We start from the raw sequence: 17,930 nt of genomic DNA on the forward strand, positions 1-17,930 counted from the left end.
ATTGTTAGTGTATATTAATTTTTAAGAATTTACAATAATTTATTACAATTTTTAAACAATTTCTTTGATTTTATCAATATCGTAAGAACTCATGTCGACATTAACAGTGTTGAAATTATTGTAAAAAACCATTCCAGGTTTTGCTCCCTTAGCTTTTTTAACATTTTTCTTTTCAGTATAATCAACTTCAACGTATTTTTCTTTACTCATTGATGAAAAATACGCCGCTAAGAAACAAGCAATGCCGTAGTCTTCTTCAGTCAAGTTTTCGTTTCTCATTATGACGTGTGAACCTGGCATATCTTTTACGTGAGCAAAAATATCTTCTTTGTTAGCTTGTTTCAAAGTAAGATTATCATTTTGGTAATTATTTTTACCTACAAAAATATCAACGTTATTTTCTGTTACAAAATGTCTTGGCTTTGATGGTTTTACTTTTGCAGTTTTTTTCTTAGATTTTTTTATCAAACCTATTTTTACCATCTCATCCTTAATCTCTGATAGTTCCTGATATTCTGTCACTCTCTCCAGCGTTTCTAGAAGTTGTAGTAAATATTCGTTTTCTTGTTTTATAAGAGGGAGCTCTTGTGTAATCATTTTTTCTCTAGTTTTTAATTTGCTAAATTTTTTGTAATAATTTTGTGCATTTTCATTTCCAGATTTTATTGGATTCAATGGAATTTCAATTGGGTTCATATCATCATAGAAATTCTGTACATTTATTTTATCCACGCCTTTATGAATCAAATGCATATTTGAACTTATCAAATCAGCATAAACTTTGTAAATATCTCTTTTCTTAGCTTCTTGTAAATCTACAGTTAAATTGCTCAATTTATTTGAATTTCTTTGAATTTTATTTGAAACTATTTTCTTCAAGTGCGAAGATTTTTGTGTAATTGAATCATTCGAACTGTGTTTTTTATAATAATAATCCAACATTTCGTGAATATCATCAAAGTTTTTCTTTTGATATCCGTATTTTTCTAATTTAATTACATGAAAATCCTTTAATTTTTCATCTTCATCAATGACGATAGAATAATCATAATCACAATTTTTGATAGCTTCTCTAACGTCAATAAATGTTTGATTAAATCGAGATTTTTCATCTTCGGTCAAATCTTCGAGCCTTATATTAAAATCCAAATCTGCTCTCAGGCATATTTCTCTAGAAATAGTGGGAGAAAATCCAGTATAATTCATATAAAAAACTTTTTGTAGTTTAGTAGTCCCCTCCGCTATTTCTGTTGGAAGATCATCTGATTGCAGAATGTTTCTCTTGTCATCTTCCAAGCACGAATACTTGGTTTTTGGAAGTATTTGTCTGATGCTTTTAGTGTCGAAGCTAATTCTTTTGATTGCATCTACAATCATCTTACTTTCTTTTTCAATTAAAATTATATTGGAATGCTTGCCCATAAGTTCTACAACTAATGTGTAGTTCATGTCATAACCCATCTCATCTCTGCTATTGATGTCAATATTAACAACTCTGTCCATCGATTCTTGATAAATATCAGTTATAACTGCTCCTTGTAAGTATTTTCGCATCAGCATACAGAAATTATACGCCTCAATTGGATTTTTCTTATTGTCATTTGTAAAATGCATCCTCGGTAACGATGAGGATGCAGAAATAAGAAGTTTATAATTTTGTTTGTTATTATAGATAATTAAATCCAATTCGTTTTTATCCGGTTGATTAACCTTACTGATTTTACCGTTAGTTAATTTTTCTTTTATATCATCTACTATCGCTTTTGTTACAATTCCGTCAAAGCTCATTATTACTCCTTATCTTCTCATTGCTCTTTGCATATTTCTCAAATCATCACGTTTTTTCAGAGTTTCTCTCTTATCATACAGATTCTTACCCTTTGCAAGAGCTATCTCTACTTTTACAAGTCCATTTTTTTCATATACTCTTAAAGGTATCAAAGTATAACCTTGTTCTTTTGTTTTTCCTATTAATTTTCTGATTTCAGATTTATGCATTAAAAGTTTTCTTTTTCTTAAACTATCCACGTTAAAAATATTTCCTTGAGTATACGGACTTACATTCATCGAATAAACAAAAACTTCTGAATTTTCTATCATGCAATAACTTTCCTTAATGGAAACTTTTCCTTTTTTGATAGACTTTACTTCAGTTCCTTTTAGTTCAATTCCACATTCGTACACATATTCGATAAAATATTCGTGACGTGCTTTCTTATTGTTTGCTAATAATTTTATATCACTCATTATTTTCCTTTTCTAATTTACAAATTCAAAATCTATTTGACGTTTATCTTTGTCACTATTTATAACTTTAATTCTAACTTTTTGCCCAATATGGTATGATTTTTTAGTTCTTTCTCCATAAACTGTGTAGTTTTTATCGTCAAATACATAATAATCATCTATCATAGATTGAAATTGTACTAAACCTTCAATCGTGTTGTCAAGTTGTACAAAAATTCCAAATTTTGTTAGCGAACTAATAATTCCCTCAAATTCTTCATCTATGTGTTGTTGCATATATTCTGCAGATTTCATATCAATAGCTTCTCTCTCAGCTTCCTCAGCTCTTCTCTCAGTTGCTGAACATTGTTTTGCAATGTCTTTGATATATTTCATGAATTCTTTTTCGTTATTAGTATCTGGCTTATGATTTATAAAATTCTTCACAATTCTGTGTATAAATAAATCCGGATATCTTCTGATTGGAGAAGTGAAATGCGTATAGAACATCGATGCAAGTCCAAAATGAATGCTAGGATTTTGACTGTACTCAGCTTTTTGCATCGATCTTAATAAGAGCGAAGATAATAGAGGTTTTTCAGGCTTGCCATCTAGTTCATTTAAAATTCTTTGGTAATCCTTTGAATACAAATTCTTACCTTTCAAATGGTATCCAAAATTAGACAAAATTCTTTTAAAAGTATTCACCTTTTCTTCGTCAGGTTCTTCGTGAACTCTGTATAAAAATGGTCTATCCAAATATCCAAAATGACTTGCCACTGTTTCGTTTGTAATCAGCATGAACTCTTCAATCAATTTATTTCCAATTCTTCTCTCATCTTTTGTGACATCAACTACTTTAGAATTTTCATCTAAAATAATTTTAGTTTCTGGAAAATCGAAGTCAATGCTTCCTCTGTTTTTTCTTCTAACGCTTAGAATTTCATACAATTCTTTCATTAGTAATAAATTATGCGTGAGTTTTTCATCATCATAAGGATTTTCTATGTCTTCCAAAAAGTCTGACACATTTTTGTAGACTAATCTATAATCAGAGTTTATAACAGACTCATAAAATTTGTAGTCAAGAGTTTTACCCGTTGGTGAAATTTCCATTTTAATCGTTAAACAAAGCCTGTCTTCATTAGGGTTTAGTGAGCAAATTCCATTAGATAATTCTATAGGTAACATAGGAATTACTCTATCCAACATATACACACTTGTTCCTCTTCTAAAAGCTTCCTTATCAAGTGCAGTGTTCTTTTTTACATAATGGCTGACATCAGCTATGTGAACATATAATATAAAATTATCATCTTTTTTTGAAATACTAATAGCATCATCAAAATCTTTTGCATCAGACCCGTCAATTGTAACTGTAAATAAATCTCTAAAATCCATTCTAGATTTCTTTTCTGATTCATCGACCTGTTGCTCTATTTCCTTTGCTTGTTCTTTTACTTTCTTTGGAAATTCATACGGTAATTTAAAAGTCTTTGCTATAGAATAAATATCAATTCCAGGATCGTCCTTGCCTCCTAAGACTTCAACTATAACACCTTCTGGATTTTTGTGTTTTTTAGATGGATTTTTGATTAATTTAACTACGACTTTATCGTTGTTTTTCGCCCCATTCTTATTACCAGATTGGACAAAAACATCGAATCCGTATTTTTTATCATCTAATATTACAAATCCATAACCCTTTGCTTCATCAAAAGTTCCCACAAGTTTTTTTGTTTCTCTGGATAGAATTTGTAAAACTTTCCCTTCAGGACTTCTGTTTGGTTTTTTTTCTACTGTTATCGTAACTAAAACTTTATCTTTATGGATTGCACCATTTAAATCTTTTTTGGCTATAAATATATCATCAATGCTTTCATCATCGGGAATAAAATAGCAAAAATCACTTCCAGATCCTTGAATTGTACCTGGATATGCTTTTTGCTCTGTAATTGGAATTATATTAGAATTTTTATCAAGTAAAATTTTCTTATCTTTTTGTAGTTCATTAATAATCTTATGAAAAATTTTCTTATCTTTTTTTTCAATATTTAATCTTGAAGATAATTCATCAAAAGTTAGAGGAATATAATCATTAGAATTTACGATATTAAGTACCTTTTGCTTTATTTTCATTAAATACCTCCTAGTTGTTTCCTATCTATATTATACCCTAAATTGTAAGAAACTACCTAATTGATGTATTTAACGTTTATTTTACAATTTTCCCCTTATCAATAAAAATTAATCTATCAGATAAAATTTCTGCTTCGTGTCTATTATGGGTAACCATGATAATTGGAATATCCAATGATTTTTTGATTTCGATCAATTCTTCATAAAACTTATACTTAAATTTTTCATCAATTGAACTGAAAGGTTCATCCATTAATAGCAAGCGCGGCTTATTTGCTAACGCTCTTACTATTGAAACTTTTTGCTTTTCTCCACCTGATAAAGTATTTGGAAAATTTCCCAAAAGATATTCAATTCCTAGTTTTTCTATAAGTGAATTTGTATAATTTTTATCAGGATTCATAAAGAAAATATTGTTTTTAACACTCATATTTGGAAATAATGCGTAATCTTGAAAAACATATCCTATATTTCTTTCCTGTGGTTTCAAATTTATTTTATCTGAAAACAAAATATTATCATCAAGAATAATCTCTCCTTTATCCGGAGTTAATAGACCTGCGATTGAATTTAATATGGATGTTTTTCCGCTTCCGGACTCACCCATTATGCACAAAATTTGATTCTCCACGATAAATTCAGCATTAAGAACAAAATGATTTAATTTCTTTTCGATATTACACTTCAGCATTTCTATTCCTTCTCTTCTCTATCCATCTATTCAAGAAATATATCAACGAGAAGGAAAAAACCACTACAACTATCATTAGAGTATTCGCCATCGTTTTATCTCCTCGTTCAACAGCATAATACATTGCTAATGGTATTGTTTGAGTTTTGCTTGGAATATTTCCAGCAACCATCATAGTTGCTCCAAATTCTCCTAAACTTCTAGCAAAAGCAAGTACCAACCCACTGATTATCCCTGTATAAGCTAACGGAATTGCTATTCTGAAAAATATTTTCCATTCACTAGCACCCATTGTTCTTGCTGCATTCAAAATTTTCTTATCAATACTTTGAAATGAAGCTTTGCAGTTTTGATACATGAGTGGAAACGAAACTATTACAGATGCTATGACACATGCCTTCCATGTAAAAATAACGCTCCATCCAAAATTATCGTAAAAAATTTTACCAATTAATCCGTTATTTCCTATTACAATTAAAAGTATGTATCCCAAAATTGATGGTGGTAAAACTAGAGGCAATGTGATAATTGCCTCCAAAACACTACCGTTTTTCCTGTTAAATTTTACCATCATCCATGCAATAAATATAGATAAAATAGAGGTTATAATGGTTGAGATTATGGATACCTTTAATGAAATTATAATAGGCATCATAATATCATTATTCATTACTAGATTCAAAACCTGCTTCCTTGAAATATTTTGTTGATAATTCATTTTGCAAAAATTCGTATAATTTATTTTGCATGTCAGTATTCTTCGAATAAGTTGTCTTAGTAATTGGATAAATTATAGACTTGTGTGAGCTTCCATCAACATTTAAAGCTACTTCCACCTTTTCATCAGTTACAGCATCTGAAGAATATACAAAACCTACATCAGCTTCTTTGCTATCGACATATCTTAAAGTATCTTTTACGTTTTTACCGTATACAAATTTGTCTGTAAGCTTATCTAATAAGTTATAATGAGTCAAACTTTGTTTTGTATATTGTCCAACTGGAACTGTTTCTAATTCAGCAACAGCTATCTTACCTTTAATATTTTCTAAATCTTCAATTTTAGAAATTTTAATGTCTGTTTCTTTGTTTTTCACTATTACTAGTTTATTCTTTAATAAACTTTTTGATTCTTTCACTAAATCTTTTTCTTCAAGAGCTTTTACTTGCTTTTGTCCTGCTGAAACAAAAACATCACATGGCGCTTTTTGTTCGATTTGTTTTTGTAATTTTCCAGAACTTGCTAAGTTAACATCAACTTTTACATTGTTTTCTTTTTCAAATTCAGGAATAATTTTTGCTAACGATTCTTCTAATGATGCAGCTGCAAATAAGCTTATGTTTTCAATATCCGTTTTTTCTTCAGTTTTCTTTAATTCTTTTTGTCCAGAATTTTGTTTTTCATTTTTTGCGCAACTAGCCAAAATTAAACACCCCACTAACATGAATAATAAGTACTTTTTTTTCATTTCATTATCCTCCTTAAAATATAACGATATGTATTAAAAAAGCCTAGTCAAAGGCTTTTTTTTCTTAATTAGAAATTTACTGATGCAATGTATTTGAAATTGTCTTTATCACTTAATTCTTCTTTTACAATCCAATTTGCATCTATATTATTATAATTAGCTAATTCTGTATAATAGTACATTACAATTCCTGCATCTATTAAATTTTCTATTCCTTTGTAATCTTTAATATACAAATCAAAATCGTCATCATTTAATACAAATCTCCATGGTTGTTCGTTTTTAGTTGAAGGAGCAAATCTCAAATAACTAAATAACTCATCCAAGCCATAATTTTGTAATTTATCTATATCGATTGGAGTAGACAATGATTTGTCGCAAACAAATTCTTCAACACCAATTCTTGAGCTAAATTTCTTCTTACCAAATCCAAATTCGTTTGGAGCATATCCCATAGCAAGTAAGAAATCTACATTAAAATTATCTCCAAAAGCTGATTTTTTGGATTCTTCTGAAGCGTTGGATATAGTCACCCAGCAACTTCCTACATTTAGTGCATCTAATTTAGTGATTAAATTTTCAAAATAAAATGCACCAAATATCATTGATAACTCATTATTCTTGTCAGCTTCCATTGCAATATAATGGTTAGCTTTTATCATAGTACCATCGTACCCACCCTCTCCATCAAGAGCATTGTAAACCACAGAACCATCTTTGTATAATTTAAAATTAACATCGTATTTCTTTGCTAAATTGTTTATATCAAAAATAATAGATTCAACTTTTTTTAAATCTGAATCACTAAGATTTTTTGATTTAAAATCTCTTACTGATTTTCTATTTTCTAAAAATTCATTCATTGACATTTTAATTACCCCTTATAATAAATCTTATAATTAAATAATACTACAAATTGCGAATAATCACAAACATTTTGATATAATAATTAATGGTGATAATATGAAATTTACTGAAAATCAGCAAAAAGCAATATCTCATTTTAAATCTCCTGCATTAGTATTAGCGGTTCCTGGGGCCGGTAAAACCACCGTACTTCTTAATAGAATTAAATACTTGGAACAAGTTCACAATATTGATCCAAAAAGTATTTTATCCATAACATTTAGCAAATCTCAAGCAGTAGATATGAAAGAAAGATTTTCTGAAAAATTTCCAGAAACAGATTCCGCGTATTTTTCAACGATTCATTCTTTTTGCTATTATATTATAAAACTACATTATAAAATGAATAATAGAATATTTAAAATTCTTGAATCTAATAATGATATCAATAAATATCTTGTTATTAGAAATATAATTAGAAAAGTCAATAAAACAAACTCTAAAGATGAAGACGTTGAAAAATTTTTGCAATATTATGGATACTGTAAAAATATGATGATATTCAAGGATTTTCCAAAATTCGATATTCAAAATTTTGAACAAATATACCTTGAATATGAAAACTTCAAGAAAAAGAATTTTTATATTGATTTTGATGATATGCTTACTAAATCATTTGAAATCCTCAACGAAGATGATTATATATTAAAAAGAATTAAACGTAAGTACAAATTTTTTCAAGTAGATGAAGGACAAGATACTTCCAAAATCCAATTTGAATTAATCAAAAAAATCGCCTACCCTGAAAATAATTTGTTTATTGTAGCAGACGACGACCAGTCGATTTATTCTTTTAGGGGAGCAGATCCTAGCTATTTATTAGATTTTAATAAAATTTTCCCAGATGCTAGTATTTATTATATTGATCAGAATTTCAGATGTAGCGACAAAATAGTTAATGCTAGTAACTTGTTTATCAAGCAAAATAAAAATCGATACAATAAGGATGTTACTTCCACAAAATCATCAGACAAGAAAATAATTATAAAATTTACTCAAAACTTTTTGTCGATGTTTTCTTATCTAAAAAACAATATAAATCCTGAAAAAAAGACGGCAATTTTATACAGAAAAAATATTTCCTCTATTGCCTTGAGTAAGTATTTACACGATCAAGATATTGATTTCCACTCTAGATATCAAAAAGATGATTTTTACAATCATTTTGTGCTCAATGATATTTTAAAAATGATTGCATTTTCTGAAAATAAAACGTCTGTTGGACTTTTTAGGGATATTTATTACAAATTAAACAGCTATATTAAAAAAACTTCTATAAATCAACTGGAAACCTATGATGAATCAATGCCTATTTTAGATCGTCTTTTGGATGATTCAACTCTAAGTAGATTTTATGTAGACAGATTTATGGACTTAAAATCATTTTTTTCAGGAATAAAAAGAGCAAAAGGTTCCAAAAAAATTGATATTATTATGAATGATATTGATTACAAAACATATATTGAAGACAGTGTTCTACTCCAAAATCAAAAGATATCATTGGATCTTTTGATAGAAATCTATAAATATTTGTTTAAAGATTGTGAGTGCTACGAAGATTTTATTAATGAAATTGAAAATTTGAAAACAATCCAAAAAGATTCGATAAAACATACTAGCAATCTTAATTTATTAACTGTACATTCTGCAAAAGGTTTGGAATTTGATGAAGTATTCATTATAGATTTGATAGATGGTGAGTTTCCTACAAATATCGACTCCAACAACAAGAATTACGAAAATATATTTGAAGAAGAAAGAAGAATGTTTTATGTAGCTATGACTAGGGCTAAGGATAAATTAACACTGTTATCTCCCAAAACTAGAAATTCCGTTGAAGTTGATTCGTCTCAATTTTTAAAAGATATCATAGAAATTGAAAATAATTTAAAAAACTAGCTGTAATTTTACAGCTAGTTTTGCTATTTATAAGTTACCTACTAGGTCAATTCCTGGTTTTAAAGTGTCTTGACCAGGTGCCCAGTTTGCTGGACAAACTTGATCACCATATTTGTCTACATATTGTGCAGCTTGCAATTTTCTTAATAATTCGTGTGCGTTTCTACCAATTCCATCAGCAGATACTTCGTATAATACAACATCTAAATCAGGATTGATCAAGAAAGCTCCTCTTTGACTTTGACCGTCAGCTTCTTTTAAAACTCCAAATTGTTTTGATAAAACAAATGCTCTATCTGATAACATTGGATATTCGATTTTTTTAATCTTTTCAGATTTATCATGCCATGCTTTGTGAACAAATTCTGAATCTGTAGAGATAGAATATATTTCACAGTTTAATTCTTTAAATTCTGAGTATAGGTTTTGTAAGTCTTCTAATTCAGTAGGACATACAAATGTAAAATCTCCTGGATAGAAGAACAATAATGACCAGTGACCTTTTAAATCTTCACTAGAAACTTCTGTAAGTTCTTCATTGTGATAAGCAGGAACTTTAAATTCTTCAACGTGTTTTTTAATTAATGACATAAATAATCATCCTTTCCTATTTAATTTACAATTTAATTATACCATATTTTGTAATGATTACAAGTTGTATTGATATTATTTCTTATATTTTATAATTTTAAAAAAAGAGGCTCAAAAGCCTCTAATTTTGTTATTTATTTGAATCAAAAGAATCTGCGATGGATTTTATGATTGAAGAGAAAAAGTTGATTATTTTGTCAATAATACCTGCATCCTCTGCCTTTTTATAAATATCCTTAGCTCCTTCTATTACTTTATCAGAAATATTAGACAATTCATCTTTAATATCTTTTGAATCAATAGATTTCACATTAGAATATTTTTCGAAAAAATTAACCAATTCTTGTTTTTGATCTTCTGTAATTACATTTTCAAGATTATTCTCTTTGATTGCGTCGTTGACAATCTTTTTAATTTCTTCAAGAGTTGGCGCTTGACCATTATTGTTGATATTTATGTTAGCAATATTATCTTTTATTACAACAATGACATCATTTAATTTGTCTCTATTAAAGTCACTTTTATCTTTGTTTTCTTTATTAATATCACTGACAACTTCTAGTTCTTTTTGGGCAACTTTTATTCTGTCACTGTCAAGCTTTTCACCATTTGACTCAAAAGCTTTGAATACACCAGTGAGAGCAGATTCTCCCGTTACTGGTCTCACTGCAGCAACCATTATTGTGCAGTCTTTTACACCTGCTGTAATTGCAGCATTTTCATATTGTTTTTCGGTAATTAATGTAATGTTTTTTGGTGTTGTAATATTGACTTTTATACCTTTGTTCTTGTTTTCTTTTTTCACTAAAACGCTTGAAATCATACTACCTGGATTTGAATCATCTCCTCCAATGTATTTCAATAAATCATTATAAGTAACCATAACAGACTTTATATTGTCATCATTTTCAATATTCAAAAGTCCTTTTGTTTTTCTGATTTGAGATTTATCTAAGCTTTCACCATACACAAAAGTTGGCTTGCCCCATCTCTCATCAACAACCTTCGTGTCTATCTCTCCGGCAAAACTTATAGTTGATGATAATGAAATCAAAATAGCTAATAAAAAAACTGTAATTTTTTTCATAGATTGTTATCCTCCGTTCACATTGATTATAGCACAAAATCAAGCGTTCAAAGTCTACAAAATTATTAAGAAAAACTAAACATAATAAGCCAAATCTCAAAGACTAATAAATAAATTTCAAATTTTTACAAAAATTCCTTTACATTGTTTTTACTTTATGCTATACTTATAAAGTCAGCCGGAGTGATGGAATTGGCAGACGTACTGGACTCAAAATCCAGCGGTGGCAACACCGTGCGGGTTCAAGTCCCGCCTCCGGCACCATATACAAGATAGCTTTCAAAGCTATCTTTTTTTCTTGCAAATTTTAAAACCCAAGTAAAAATTTTTACCTGGGTTATTTTCGTTTTGTTATTAAATAATAGCTAAAATTTCTTAGAGAAATCAAAACATAAAAAATAAAATCAAACCGATAAAAATTGTTACGTTTCTTGTTACGTTTTATCATTAAATGTGTAATCAATTAAATTAAATACACAAACAAAAAAGACTCAATTCCAATGATTTAATCATTTGAATTGAGTCGATATAATTTGGTGCAGGAAAGAGGACTTGAACCCCCACGTCAAAGACACTAGATCCTAAGTCTAGCGCGTCTGCCAATTCCGCCATTCCTGCTTGTGGGGTGGATGAAGAGATTCGAACTCTCGATCTTCAGTGCCACAAACTGACGCCCTAACCAACTAGGCTACATCCACCATAGCCTCAATTGACTACTTTATAAGTGTACCATAATAAAATATGTTTGTCAAGCATTTGTAAAATTTATTTCAAGTGAACTTGACTTTATTATTATAGCATCGTGTTTTTAATTTTGCAAGTATTATTTTGAAGATTTTGAAAAACCTTCGTCTTGCGCTTCTTTTTCTGTTACGAAATATTTCTCACCTTTTTTGAAATTGATTTTTACATCTTTGTAACTCTTCTGATTAGGCATGTGATATATTTTCAATCCTTTAGTGTTGATATTTCCTTTTATCATTCCCCTACCTTTAGAATCGGTGTATTTTAAATATAAACTTGGATCATTTACATAGAAATCTTTCCAGAATCCTTTTTTGTTATCTTTTGCATATTGTTCGGCCTTTTTTAATCGTTCAGAATATTTTTGATTGGTTGTCTTAGTGTATAATTTTGCCATTCCTTCTTTTAGTAATTTTTCATTAATAAATTCATCATCTAAGAACACATAACCTAGTTTTCTTTCATATACATCCTCTTTTTCATCGTCAAATTCTAACCTAACTTTTTTATTTTCTAGCAAATTTTTAGTGTATTCACTTGCAATTTTGCCTTCTTTGACATTTCGACTTTTATCTTCCGCTACACTTTCTGGTGTATCAATTCCTATAAGTCTTACTCTCGTTTTTTGTCCATCTATATTTAATATTACAGTATCTCCATCTACAACTCTGACTACTTCATACAAATTATTTTGATTTTCTGTTTTAATAATTGTGTCACAGCTTGTTAAGGATATTAGTATTAATAATCCTACTAAAAATTTCTTCATGTTTTTCTCTCACTTTTTATTATTTATAGCTTGATAAAATCTTTTCAGCTATTAGTATCATATGATTGTTAACTTTTTCTCCCCAATTCTTATCACTAGCATAATTTTTGTTCATAGCGTAAGAATTGTACCCTTTAAAATACTTCCCATTGTCGCTAAGATACAATATTTTTATTTTTTTGCCTATATCTTGAATTCCTTCATCAAGTGAATCATATTGACTTGCTCCGTTATATGGATTTGAGTCAATAGCATTGAATCCAAACAAATTATTCTTGTCCTTTGCTATTCTGCTTTGTCCAAAATCAGATTCATGATTTGCTATAGCTAGTAAATACAAGGCGTTCACACCGTATTTCTTTTCTACTTTAATAAATGAATGCGCATTGCCTTTTAAATCAGTGCCTTCCAATGCAACCTCTAACATTCGTTCAGATATTTGAGATTTGTGAGTTGGATAAAACATATTATCTTCTGTAATTTTTAAAGCGCCTACTCTTTTAAATTCAGCCAAATCTTTTTCTATTTTGTTTAGCGTTTTCAACTCATTGTCTTCCAATTCACTTTTTTGATAAGTGATTTTGTTAGAAAAAGAAAAATAATTTTCAGAATAATTAATTATTAAACAGGCACAAAATACCAACATAAGAAAGAATATCCCAACTCTTTTTTTTATTAGTTTCTTGTTTTTCATTCTGCCTCCTAGAATATGACTAGTATTTTATCATAATTTTTGCTAATTTCCTATTGATTTTCATTATTATAATAATCTTGAATTATTGCACTCTAAAGCTTATAATAAATGTATATGCTGTTGTGGCTCAGTTGGTAGAGCAATTGATTCGTAATCAATAGGTCGGAGGTTCGATCCCTCTCAACAGCACCAATCGAAAAAAACAATACTTATCTGGAGGTAAGAATGTCTATAAAAATAATCACAGATTCTGCTTGTCAAATAACAGATTCTAATAAAAATGAAAATTTAATAATACTGAATATGCCAGTTATTAGTTCTGATAAAGAATACATAGAAGGTCAAACAATTAATTCTTCAGATATGTTTTCTAGAATGAAAAATGGAGAAGTTTTTAAAACAAGTCAAGTGCCATACAAAGCTTATTACGAAAATTTTAAAAGAGAATTAGAACAAGGAAATGATGTAGTATGTATTACATTGTCTAGTGGATTAACAAGCACATTTCAAACTGCTACAATGGCAATGAATGCACTAGTAGAAGAAAATAAAGACTATAAGATAATGGTTAAGGATTCTGTGAGTGCTTGCTCTGGAGAAACTTCTGTCATTAACAAAGTACTCAAGCTTGTAGAATTAAATTATTCATTTGAAGAATTAAACGAAAAATTGGATGAAATTATCTGCGCACAAGAGCATATTTTTACTGTTACTAACTTAGAGTATTTGTACAGAGGTGGAAGATTATCTAAGACTCAAAAGGTAATGGGAGCATTATTGAACATAAGACCAATTATGAGTGTGGATAAAAATGATGGTAGCTTATATGTTGTAGAAAAAGCGCGCGGCGAAAAACAAACTTTTATTAAAATGAAGAATTTAATGATTGAAAAATGTAACAACAATGTGAATTTAAATCAAACACTTTATGTTTGTTACGGAGAAGATGAAGATGAAGCAGATCTTCTTATTGAAAAAATTAAAGAAGATTTTGATTTCAAGAAAATTGTTAAATGTCCTTTAGGGTGTGTAATAGGCGCTCACACTGGACCAAATCTACTAAGTATTTATTTTAGTAACAAAGATTTGGGAGACGAATTATCAGAAGTTTAAAAAAATACCTTCTAAGTTATAACTTAGAAGGTATTTTTGTGTAATCTAGTTTTGTTTTTTTTATAGCTGTGATAAAGTCCTGTTTCAAATTTCCAATTACATTGATATTTTCGTTAGTTTGAGGATGAACAAATTGAAGGTTGTATGCATGTAGAACTTGACTGTCGAAAAGTATTTTTTCTTTTTTCAATCCATATAATTTGTCACCTAAAATCGGATGATGAATATAATTCATGTGAACTCGAATTTGATGAGTTCTGCCCGTTTTGATTTGAACTTTTACAAGGGAATAATCGTCATTATAATCAAGTCTTTCATAATTAGAAATAGATAATTTTCCTTCGTCGGAAATCATCATCTTCTTTCTATCTTTTGGATTTCTAGTCATATATTCTTCAATTGTTCCAAATTCATCGATTTTTCCATGAACAATACACAAATATGTTTTTGTAATTTCGTGATTTTTGATAATCTCTTTTAATTTTGAATGTGTATCGTTGTCTTTTGCAATTATTATTAGTCCTGTAGTATCTTTGTCTAATCTGTGAACTATTCCCCTTCTATAATCTCCATCAACATCACTCAAATTTTCAAAATTATACATCAAATAATTCACCAATGTATCAGAATATATAGTCTCTGTTGGGTGAACTATTACATTTTTGTCTTTATTTATAATCGCAAGATAATCGTCTTCATATACGACATCCAAATCGTATTTTTGTGGTTTTATAGTTTTGTCTGGCTTTTCATACTCCAATTTAATTTTATCGTTCAGATTTAACTTGTAGTTTTTTTTCTGAAATTTTTCATTTACCAGTACTTTTTTGTCATCGATAAGTTTTTGAATTTCACTTCTGGATAATTCAACTTCATTAGCCAAAAAAACATCCAATCTTGAGTTTTGATTAGAATCATCTATTAAAAATTCGTACATCATATATTTTCTATCTTCCAATCAATAGGTTCAAGCCCGTTATCCTTCAAATAATCGTTAGTTTTAATAAAATGATTGCAACCGAAAAATCCCCTATTTGCAGAAAAAGGAGAAGGATGTGGTGATTCTAATATAAGAGCATTTTTGCTTTTAATTAAATCTTTTTTCATTCTAGCGTTGTTTCCCCACAATATGAAAACTATAGGTCTATTAGAATTTCCTAATAATTCTATAATTTTATCCGTTAAAATTTGCCAACCAATTTTAGAATGAGAATTTGGTTTGTTTTCGATTACTGTAAGTGAAGTATTTAATAACAAAACCCCTTGTTTTGCCCATTTCATCAGATATCCATTATTGGGAATTGGATAACCAAATTCATTTTGCAATTCCTTGTAAATATTGATCAATGAAGGAGGTGTTTTAACATTTGGTTTAACAGAAAAACTAAGTCCATGAGCTTGATTAGGATTGTGATATGGATCTTGACCTAAAATCACAACCTTACAATCTTCAAATGGAACTAATTTCAACGCTTCAAAAATATAATTCATATCAGGATATACCCTGTAATTTTGATAATCGTGTATCAAAACTTCTCTTATTTTTTTATAATAATCCTTGTTCCATTCATCTTTTAATAAATCATCCCAACTATTTCCAATACTAACACTCATTATTTCTGTCCTTTTAAACTAAATATCACAAGTAAAATACAAGATACTACAACAGCTATATCTGCAACATTGAATACTGGAAAATCGTAATTAAAAGGTAATCGTACAGAAATAAAATCGATGACATAACCTCTGAAAATTCTGTCGATAAGATTTCCCAATGCACCTCCAAGTAATAGTCCGTATATTATTTTTTCAAAACTAACCAAGCTTTTGTAATTCTTAAAAATATACACGATTACAAATCCAATTATTAGTAATGTAATTATCATTAAAATAATTTTCTTATTTTCTAGAATTCCAAAAGCCGCTCCTCTATTCTCAAGGTAAGTAAGCTTCAAAAATTTATCAAAAATGATAATATCTCCTTCTTTTAGAGAAATTGCCATATATTTCGTTAAATGATCCAAGCCAATTACCAAAATCATCATTAAAATTGTAACCATTTTTACTCCTAAATGTATTTAATATATTTTATTCTCAATTTGTCTTTTTTTTGTGCTTCCCAAATATTCTAAAAGCCTGTATCTACCATATCCCCTTATTGATACAAGAGAGTTTTCTTCAACTGATTTGCTTGTATTGGATATTACTTCATAATTAAGCTTGATTTTCTTGTTTTTTATCATAATCTGAGCATCTTTCCTAGAAATATTTGCCATCTCAGAAACCAAGCAATCCAATCTCTCTGAGTTAATAATTCCAGTAAAAGATTTAACCTTTTCTTCATCTTTTTTTATATTCTCTTCAATAATCGATGTCGAAATATTAAACTTTTTTATCTTGGCCAAATTCAAATTCAAAAAATCAATCATCGTATTTGTAGCACACAGATAAAATCTTTTATTATGAATAAAAATATCTCCGATTTTTTCACGATTAATTCCTAAATTCAATACAGCTCCTAAAATATCTCTGTGAGTAATTTCCTGATCCGTTTGTATTTCTAAAAGACCAATATAATCGAACATATTAATGTATTCTTCTGCGTAGCAAAACCTATCCCACATTATAATAATGCTATTTTCACAGTTTATTGGACAATTTGTAACCATATACCCTACATCGGTCTCTGTATTCAAAATTGAAGTAGCATACTCTATTTCCTTTGGATTCATAAAATCAGTTGCATAAATAGTTTTGGTCCTTTTAACTGAAATAAGACTATCAATAAATCTATCGATAGTCTTTTTAATTTCTATATCTTGAATGTAATTTAATTCATAACTCATTTTAAACCAATCCTATTATAACCGATCCAATAATTTGAAGAAATATCAATGTTATTAATGGTGACCAATCTATAATGCCTCTATCAAGTCCAAACATATTTAAAAGTTTTTTTGCAGGATACATTATATAATCAGTAATCAAATAAATCGAATCAACTAAGGCATTGTCTCTTGATATGTGAACAAAAGACAATATAACTCTAATAAATATCGACCATTCTATTAGCTTTAAAATGGTTAAGAAAAAATTAACGATACTAAATCCATTTATCATAATTGGAAAAATCCATTATTTTTTGTAATTTGATCCTTAATCTTGCCGTCAATTTCTACCCCTTTTGGAACTAAAACAAAAATATCTTTAGTTACTTTTTGCATTTTACCATCAAGTGAATAAATAGCTCCACTAACAAAGTCAAATATTCTTTGCTTTACATCCTTTTCAAGCATTTCAATATTTAATACAGCAACTTCGTTTTTTAATATAACATCAATAACCTTTGGTGCATCATCAAAACTAATTGGTTCGTGAATATTAATCTTAACTCTGTTTAAAGGTTTTGATTCCACAGGTTTAGTTGTAGAATTATTCATGCTTACTATATTGTTTTTTGTTTCGTAATTTTGTTTTGGTTCATAATCATTTGATTCAGCTTCAACATGATCTGAGTCATCATAGTAGTATTCATCATCGTAATATTCGTCGTAATCGTCTTCTACCCCTACTAATTTTTTAAATGAATTCATAAATGACAT

Annotated in this window: 19 protein-coding genes and 4 tRNA genes; 4 read left to right on the forward strand and 19 right to left on the reverse strand. The window is 28.7% G+C overall.

Annotated elements, in window-relative coordinates; all coding sequences use genetic code 11:
• Positions 1-51: 51 nt before the first annotated feature.
• The 7 genes from ACU68W_RS07950 to ACU68W_RS07980 form a co-directional block, all read right to left on the reverse strand.
• Positions 52-1,788, reverse strand: a complete 1,737-nt coding sequence (locus ACU68W_RS07950; protein ID WP_094223391.1) for an Rqc2 family fibronectin-binding protein — start codon at positions 1,786-1,788, stop codon at positions 52-54.
• A 9-nt stretch (positions 1,789-1,797) separates the two neighbouring features.
• Complete coding sequence (gene smpB / locus ACU68W_RS07955; protein ID WP_094223390.1) at positions 1,798-2,247, reverse strand: SsrA-binding protein SmpB; 450 nt, start codon at positions 2,245-2,247, stop codon at positions 1,798-1,800.
• A gap of 12 nt (positions 2,248-2,259) precedes the next feature.
• Positions 2,260-4,365, reverse strand: coding sequence for a ribonuclease R (gene rnr, locus ACU68W_RS07960; protein ID WP_094207054.1), 2,106 nt, complete (start codon positions 4,363-4,365; stop codon positions 2,260-2,262).
• 76 nt (positions 4,366-4,441) lie between these two features.
• A complete protein-coding gene (locus ACU68W_RS07965) occupies positions 4,442-5,056 on the reverse strand; it encodes an ATP-binding cassette domain-containing protein (protein WP_446756382.1) in 615 nt (204 codons plus the stop codon).
• A complete protein-coding gene (gene modB / locus ACU68W_RS07970) occupies positions 5,043-5,726 on the reverse strand; it encodes a molybdate ABC transporter permease subunit (RefSeq protein ID WP_446756383.1) in 684 nt (227 codons plus the stop codon). Before modB ends, ACU68W_RS07965 begins: the two co-directional genes overlap by 14 nt.
• Positions 5,719-6,525 (reverse strand): molybdate ABC transporter substrate-binding protein, encoded by an 807-nt coding sequence (gene modA / locus ACU68W_RS07975; RefSeq protein ID WP_094223387.1) that lies wholly within the window; start codon positions 6,523-6,525, stop codon positions 5,719-5,721. Before modA ends, modB begins: the two co-directional genes overlap by 8 nt.
• Before the next feature lie 68 nt (positions 6,526-6,593).
• Positions 6,594-7,394 carry a nitroreductase family protein gene (locus tag ACU68W_RS07980; protein ID WP_094207050.1) on the reverse strand — a complete coding sequence of 267 codons (801 nt, stop codon included), beginning with the start codon at positions 7,392-7,394 and terminating at the stop codon, positions 6,594-6,596.
• A 94-nt stretch (positions 7,395-7,488) separates the two neighbouring features.
• Between ACU68W_RS07980 and ACU68W_RS07985 the strand changes: the two genes are divergently transcribed.
• Complete coding sequence (locus ACU68W_RS07985) at positions 7,489-9,330, forward strand: ATP-dependent helicase (RefSeq protein WP_094208516.1); 1,842 nt, start codon at positions 7,489-7,491, stop codon at positions 9,328-9,330.
• Positions 9,331-9,357: 27 nt separating this feature from the next.
• On the opposite strand, the gene ACU68W_RS07990 is transcribed toward ACU68W_RS07985, so the two are convergent.
• A complete protein-coding gene (locus tag ACU68W_RS07990; RefSeq protein ID WP_002836263.1) occupies positions 9,358-9,921 on the reverse strand; it encodes a redoxin domain-containing protein in 564 nt (187 codons plus the stop codon).
• Between the two features lie 130 nt (positions 9,922-10,051).
• On the reverse strand, positions 10,052-11,008 hold the full coding sequence (locus ACU68W_RS07995; RefSeq protein ID WP_102163543.1) for a DUF1002 domain-containing protein: 957 nt from the start codon (positions 11,006-11,008) through the stop codon (positions 10,052-10,054).
• A gap of 177 nt (positions 11,009-11,185) precedes the next feature.
• On the opposite strand from ACU68W_RS07995, the gene ACU68W_RS08000 reads away from it, so the two are divergent.
• Positions 11,186-11,272: transfer RNA gene (locus ACU68W_RS08000), tRNA-Leu, on the forward strand.
• A 270-nt stretch (positions 11,273-11,542) separates the two neighbouring features.
• On the opposite strand, the gene ACU68W_RS08005 is transcribed toward ACU68W_RS08000, so the two are convergent.
• The 4 genes from ACU68W_RS08005 to ACU68W_RS08020 all read right to left on the reverse strand — a co-directional run bounded on the left by ACU68W_RS08005 (position 11,543) and on the right by ACU68W_RS08020 (position 13,215).
• Positions 11,543-11,626 (reverse strand) — tRNA-Leu (locus ACU68W_RS08005).
• Positions 11,627-11,629: 3 nt separating this feature from the next.
• Positions 11,630-11,706 (reverse strand) — tRNA-His (locus ACU68W_RS08010).
• A gap of 125 nt (positions 11,707-11,831) precedes the next feature.
• Entirely contained in the window at positions 11,832-12,521 is a 690-nt protein-coding gene (locus ACU68W_RS08015; RefSeq protein WP_094223385.1) for a thermonuclease family protein, read from the reverse strand.
• A 19-nt stretch (positions 12,522-12,540) separates the two neighbouring features.
• The gene (locus ACU68W_RS08020; protein ID WP_094223384.1) at positions 12,541-13,215 is read right to left on the reverse strand and encodes a glucosaminidase domain-containing protein; all 675 of its coding nucleotides are present in this window, start codon (positions 13,213-13,215) and stop codon (positions 12,541-12,543) included.
• A gap of 116 nt (positions 13,216-13,331) precedes the next feature.
• Between ACU68W_RS08020 and ACU68W_RS08025 the strand changes: the two genes are divergently transcribed.
• Positions 13,332-13,407 (forward strand) — tRNA-Thr (locus ACU68W_RS08025).
• 33 nt (positions 13,408-13,440) lie between these two features.
• Positions 13,441-14,328: a DegV family protein gene (locus ACU68W_RS08030; protein ID WP_094223383.1), complete on the forward strand. Its 888-nt coding sequence runs from the start codon at positions 13,441-13,443 to the stop codon at positions 14,326-14,328.
• 16 nt (positions 14,329-14,344) lie between these two features.
• On the opposite strand, the gene ACU68W_RS08035 is transcribed toward ACU68W_RS08030, so the two are convergent.
• Genes ACU68W_RS08035 through ACU68W_RS08060 form a run of 6 tightly spaced genes read right to left on the reverse strand, consistent with a single transcriptional unit; the run spans position 14,345 to position 17,930 of the window.
• Positions 14,345-15,268 (reverse strand): RluA family pseudouridine synthase, encoded by a 924-nt coding sequence (locus tag ACU68W_RS08035; RefSeq protein ID WP_094223382.1) that lies wholly within the window; start codon positions 15,266-15,268, stop codon positions 14,345-14,347.
• Complete coding sequence (locus ACU68W_RS08040; protein ID WP_094223381.1) at positions 15,265-15,942, reverse strand: uracil-DNA glycosylase; 678 nt, start codon at positions 15,940-15,942, stop codon at positions 15,265-15,267. Before ACU68W_RS08040 ends, ACU68W_RS08035 begins: the two co-directional genes overlap by 4 nt.
• Complete coding sequence (gene lspA, locus ACU68W_RS08045; RefSeq protein WP_094223380.1) at positions 15,942-16,388, reverse strand: signal peptidase II; 447 nt, start codon at positions 16,386-16,388, stop codon at positions 15,942-15,944. Before lspA ends, ACU68W_RS08040 begins: the two co-directional genes overlap by 1 nt.
• A gap of 18 nt (positions 16,389-16,406) precedes the next feature.
• On the reverse strand, positions 16,407-17,174 hold the full coding sequence (locus tag ACU68W_RS08050; protein ID WP_446756384.1) for a YlmH/Sll1252 family protein: 768 nt from the start codon (positions 17,172-17,174) through the stop codon (positions 16,407-16,409).
• 1 nt (position 17,175) lies between these two features.
• Positions 17,176-17,448 carry a YggT family protein gene (locus tag ACU68W_RS08055; protein ID WP_094223378.1) on the reverse strand — a complete coding sequence of 91 codons (273 nt, stop codon included), beginning with the start codon at positions 17,446-17,448 and terminating at the stop codon, positions 17,176-17,178.
• Complete coding sequence (locus ACU68W_RS08060) at positions 17,445-17,930, reverse strand: cell division protein SepF (protein ID WP_094203538.1); 486 nt, start codon at positions 17,928-17,930, stop codon at positions 17,445-17,447. The genes ACU68W_RS08055 and ACU68W_RS08060 overlap by 4 nt, the downstream gene beginning before the upstream one ends.

Source organism: Finegoldia sp. P2-F-LR, from assembly GCF_052932265.1.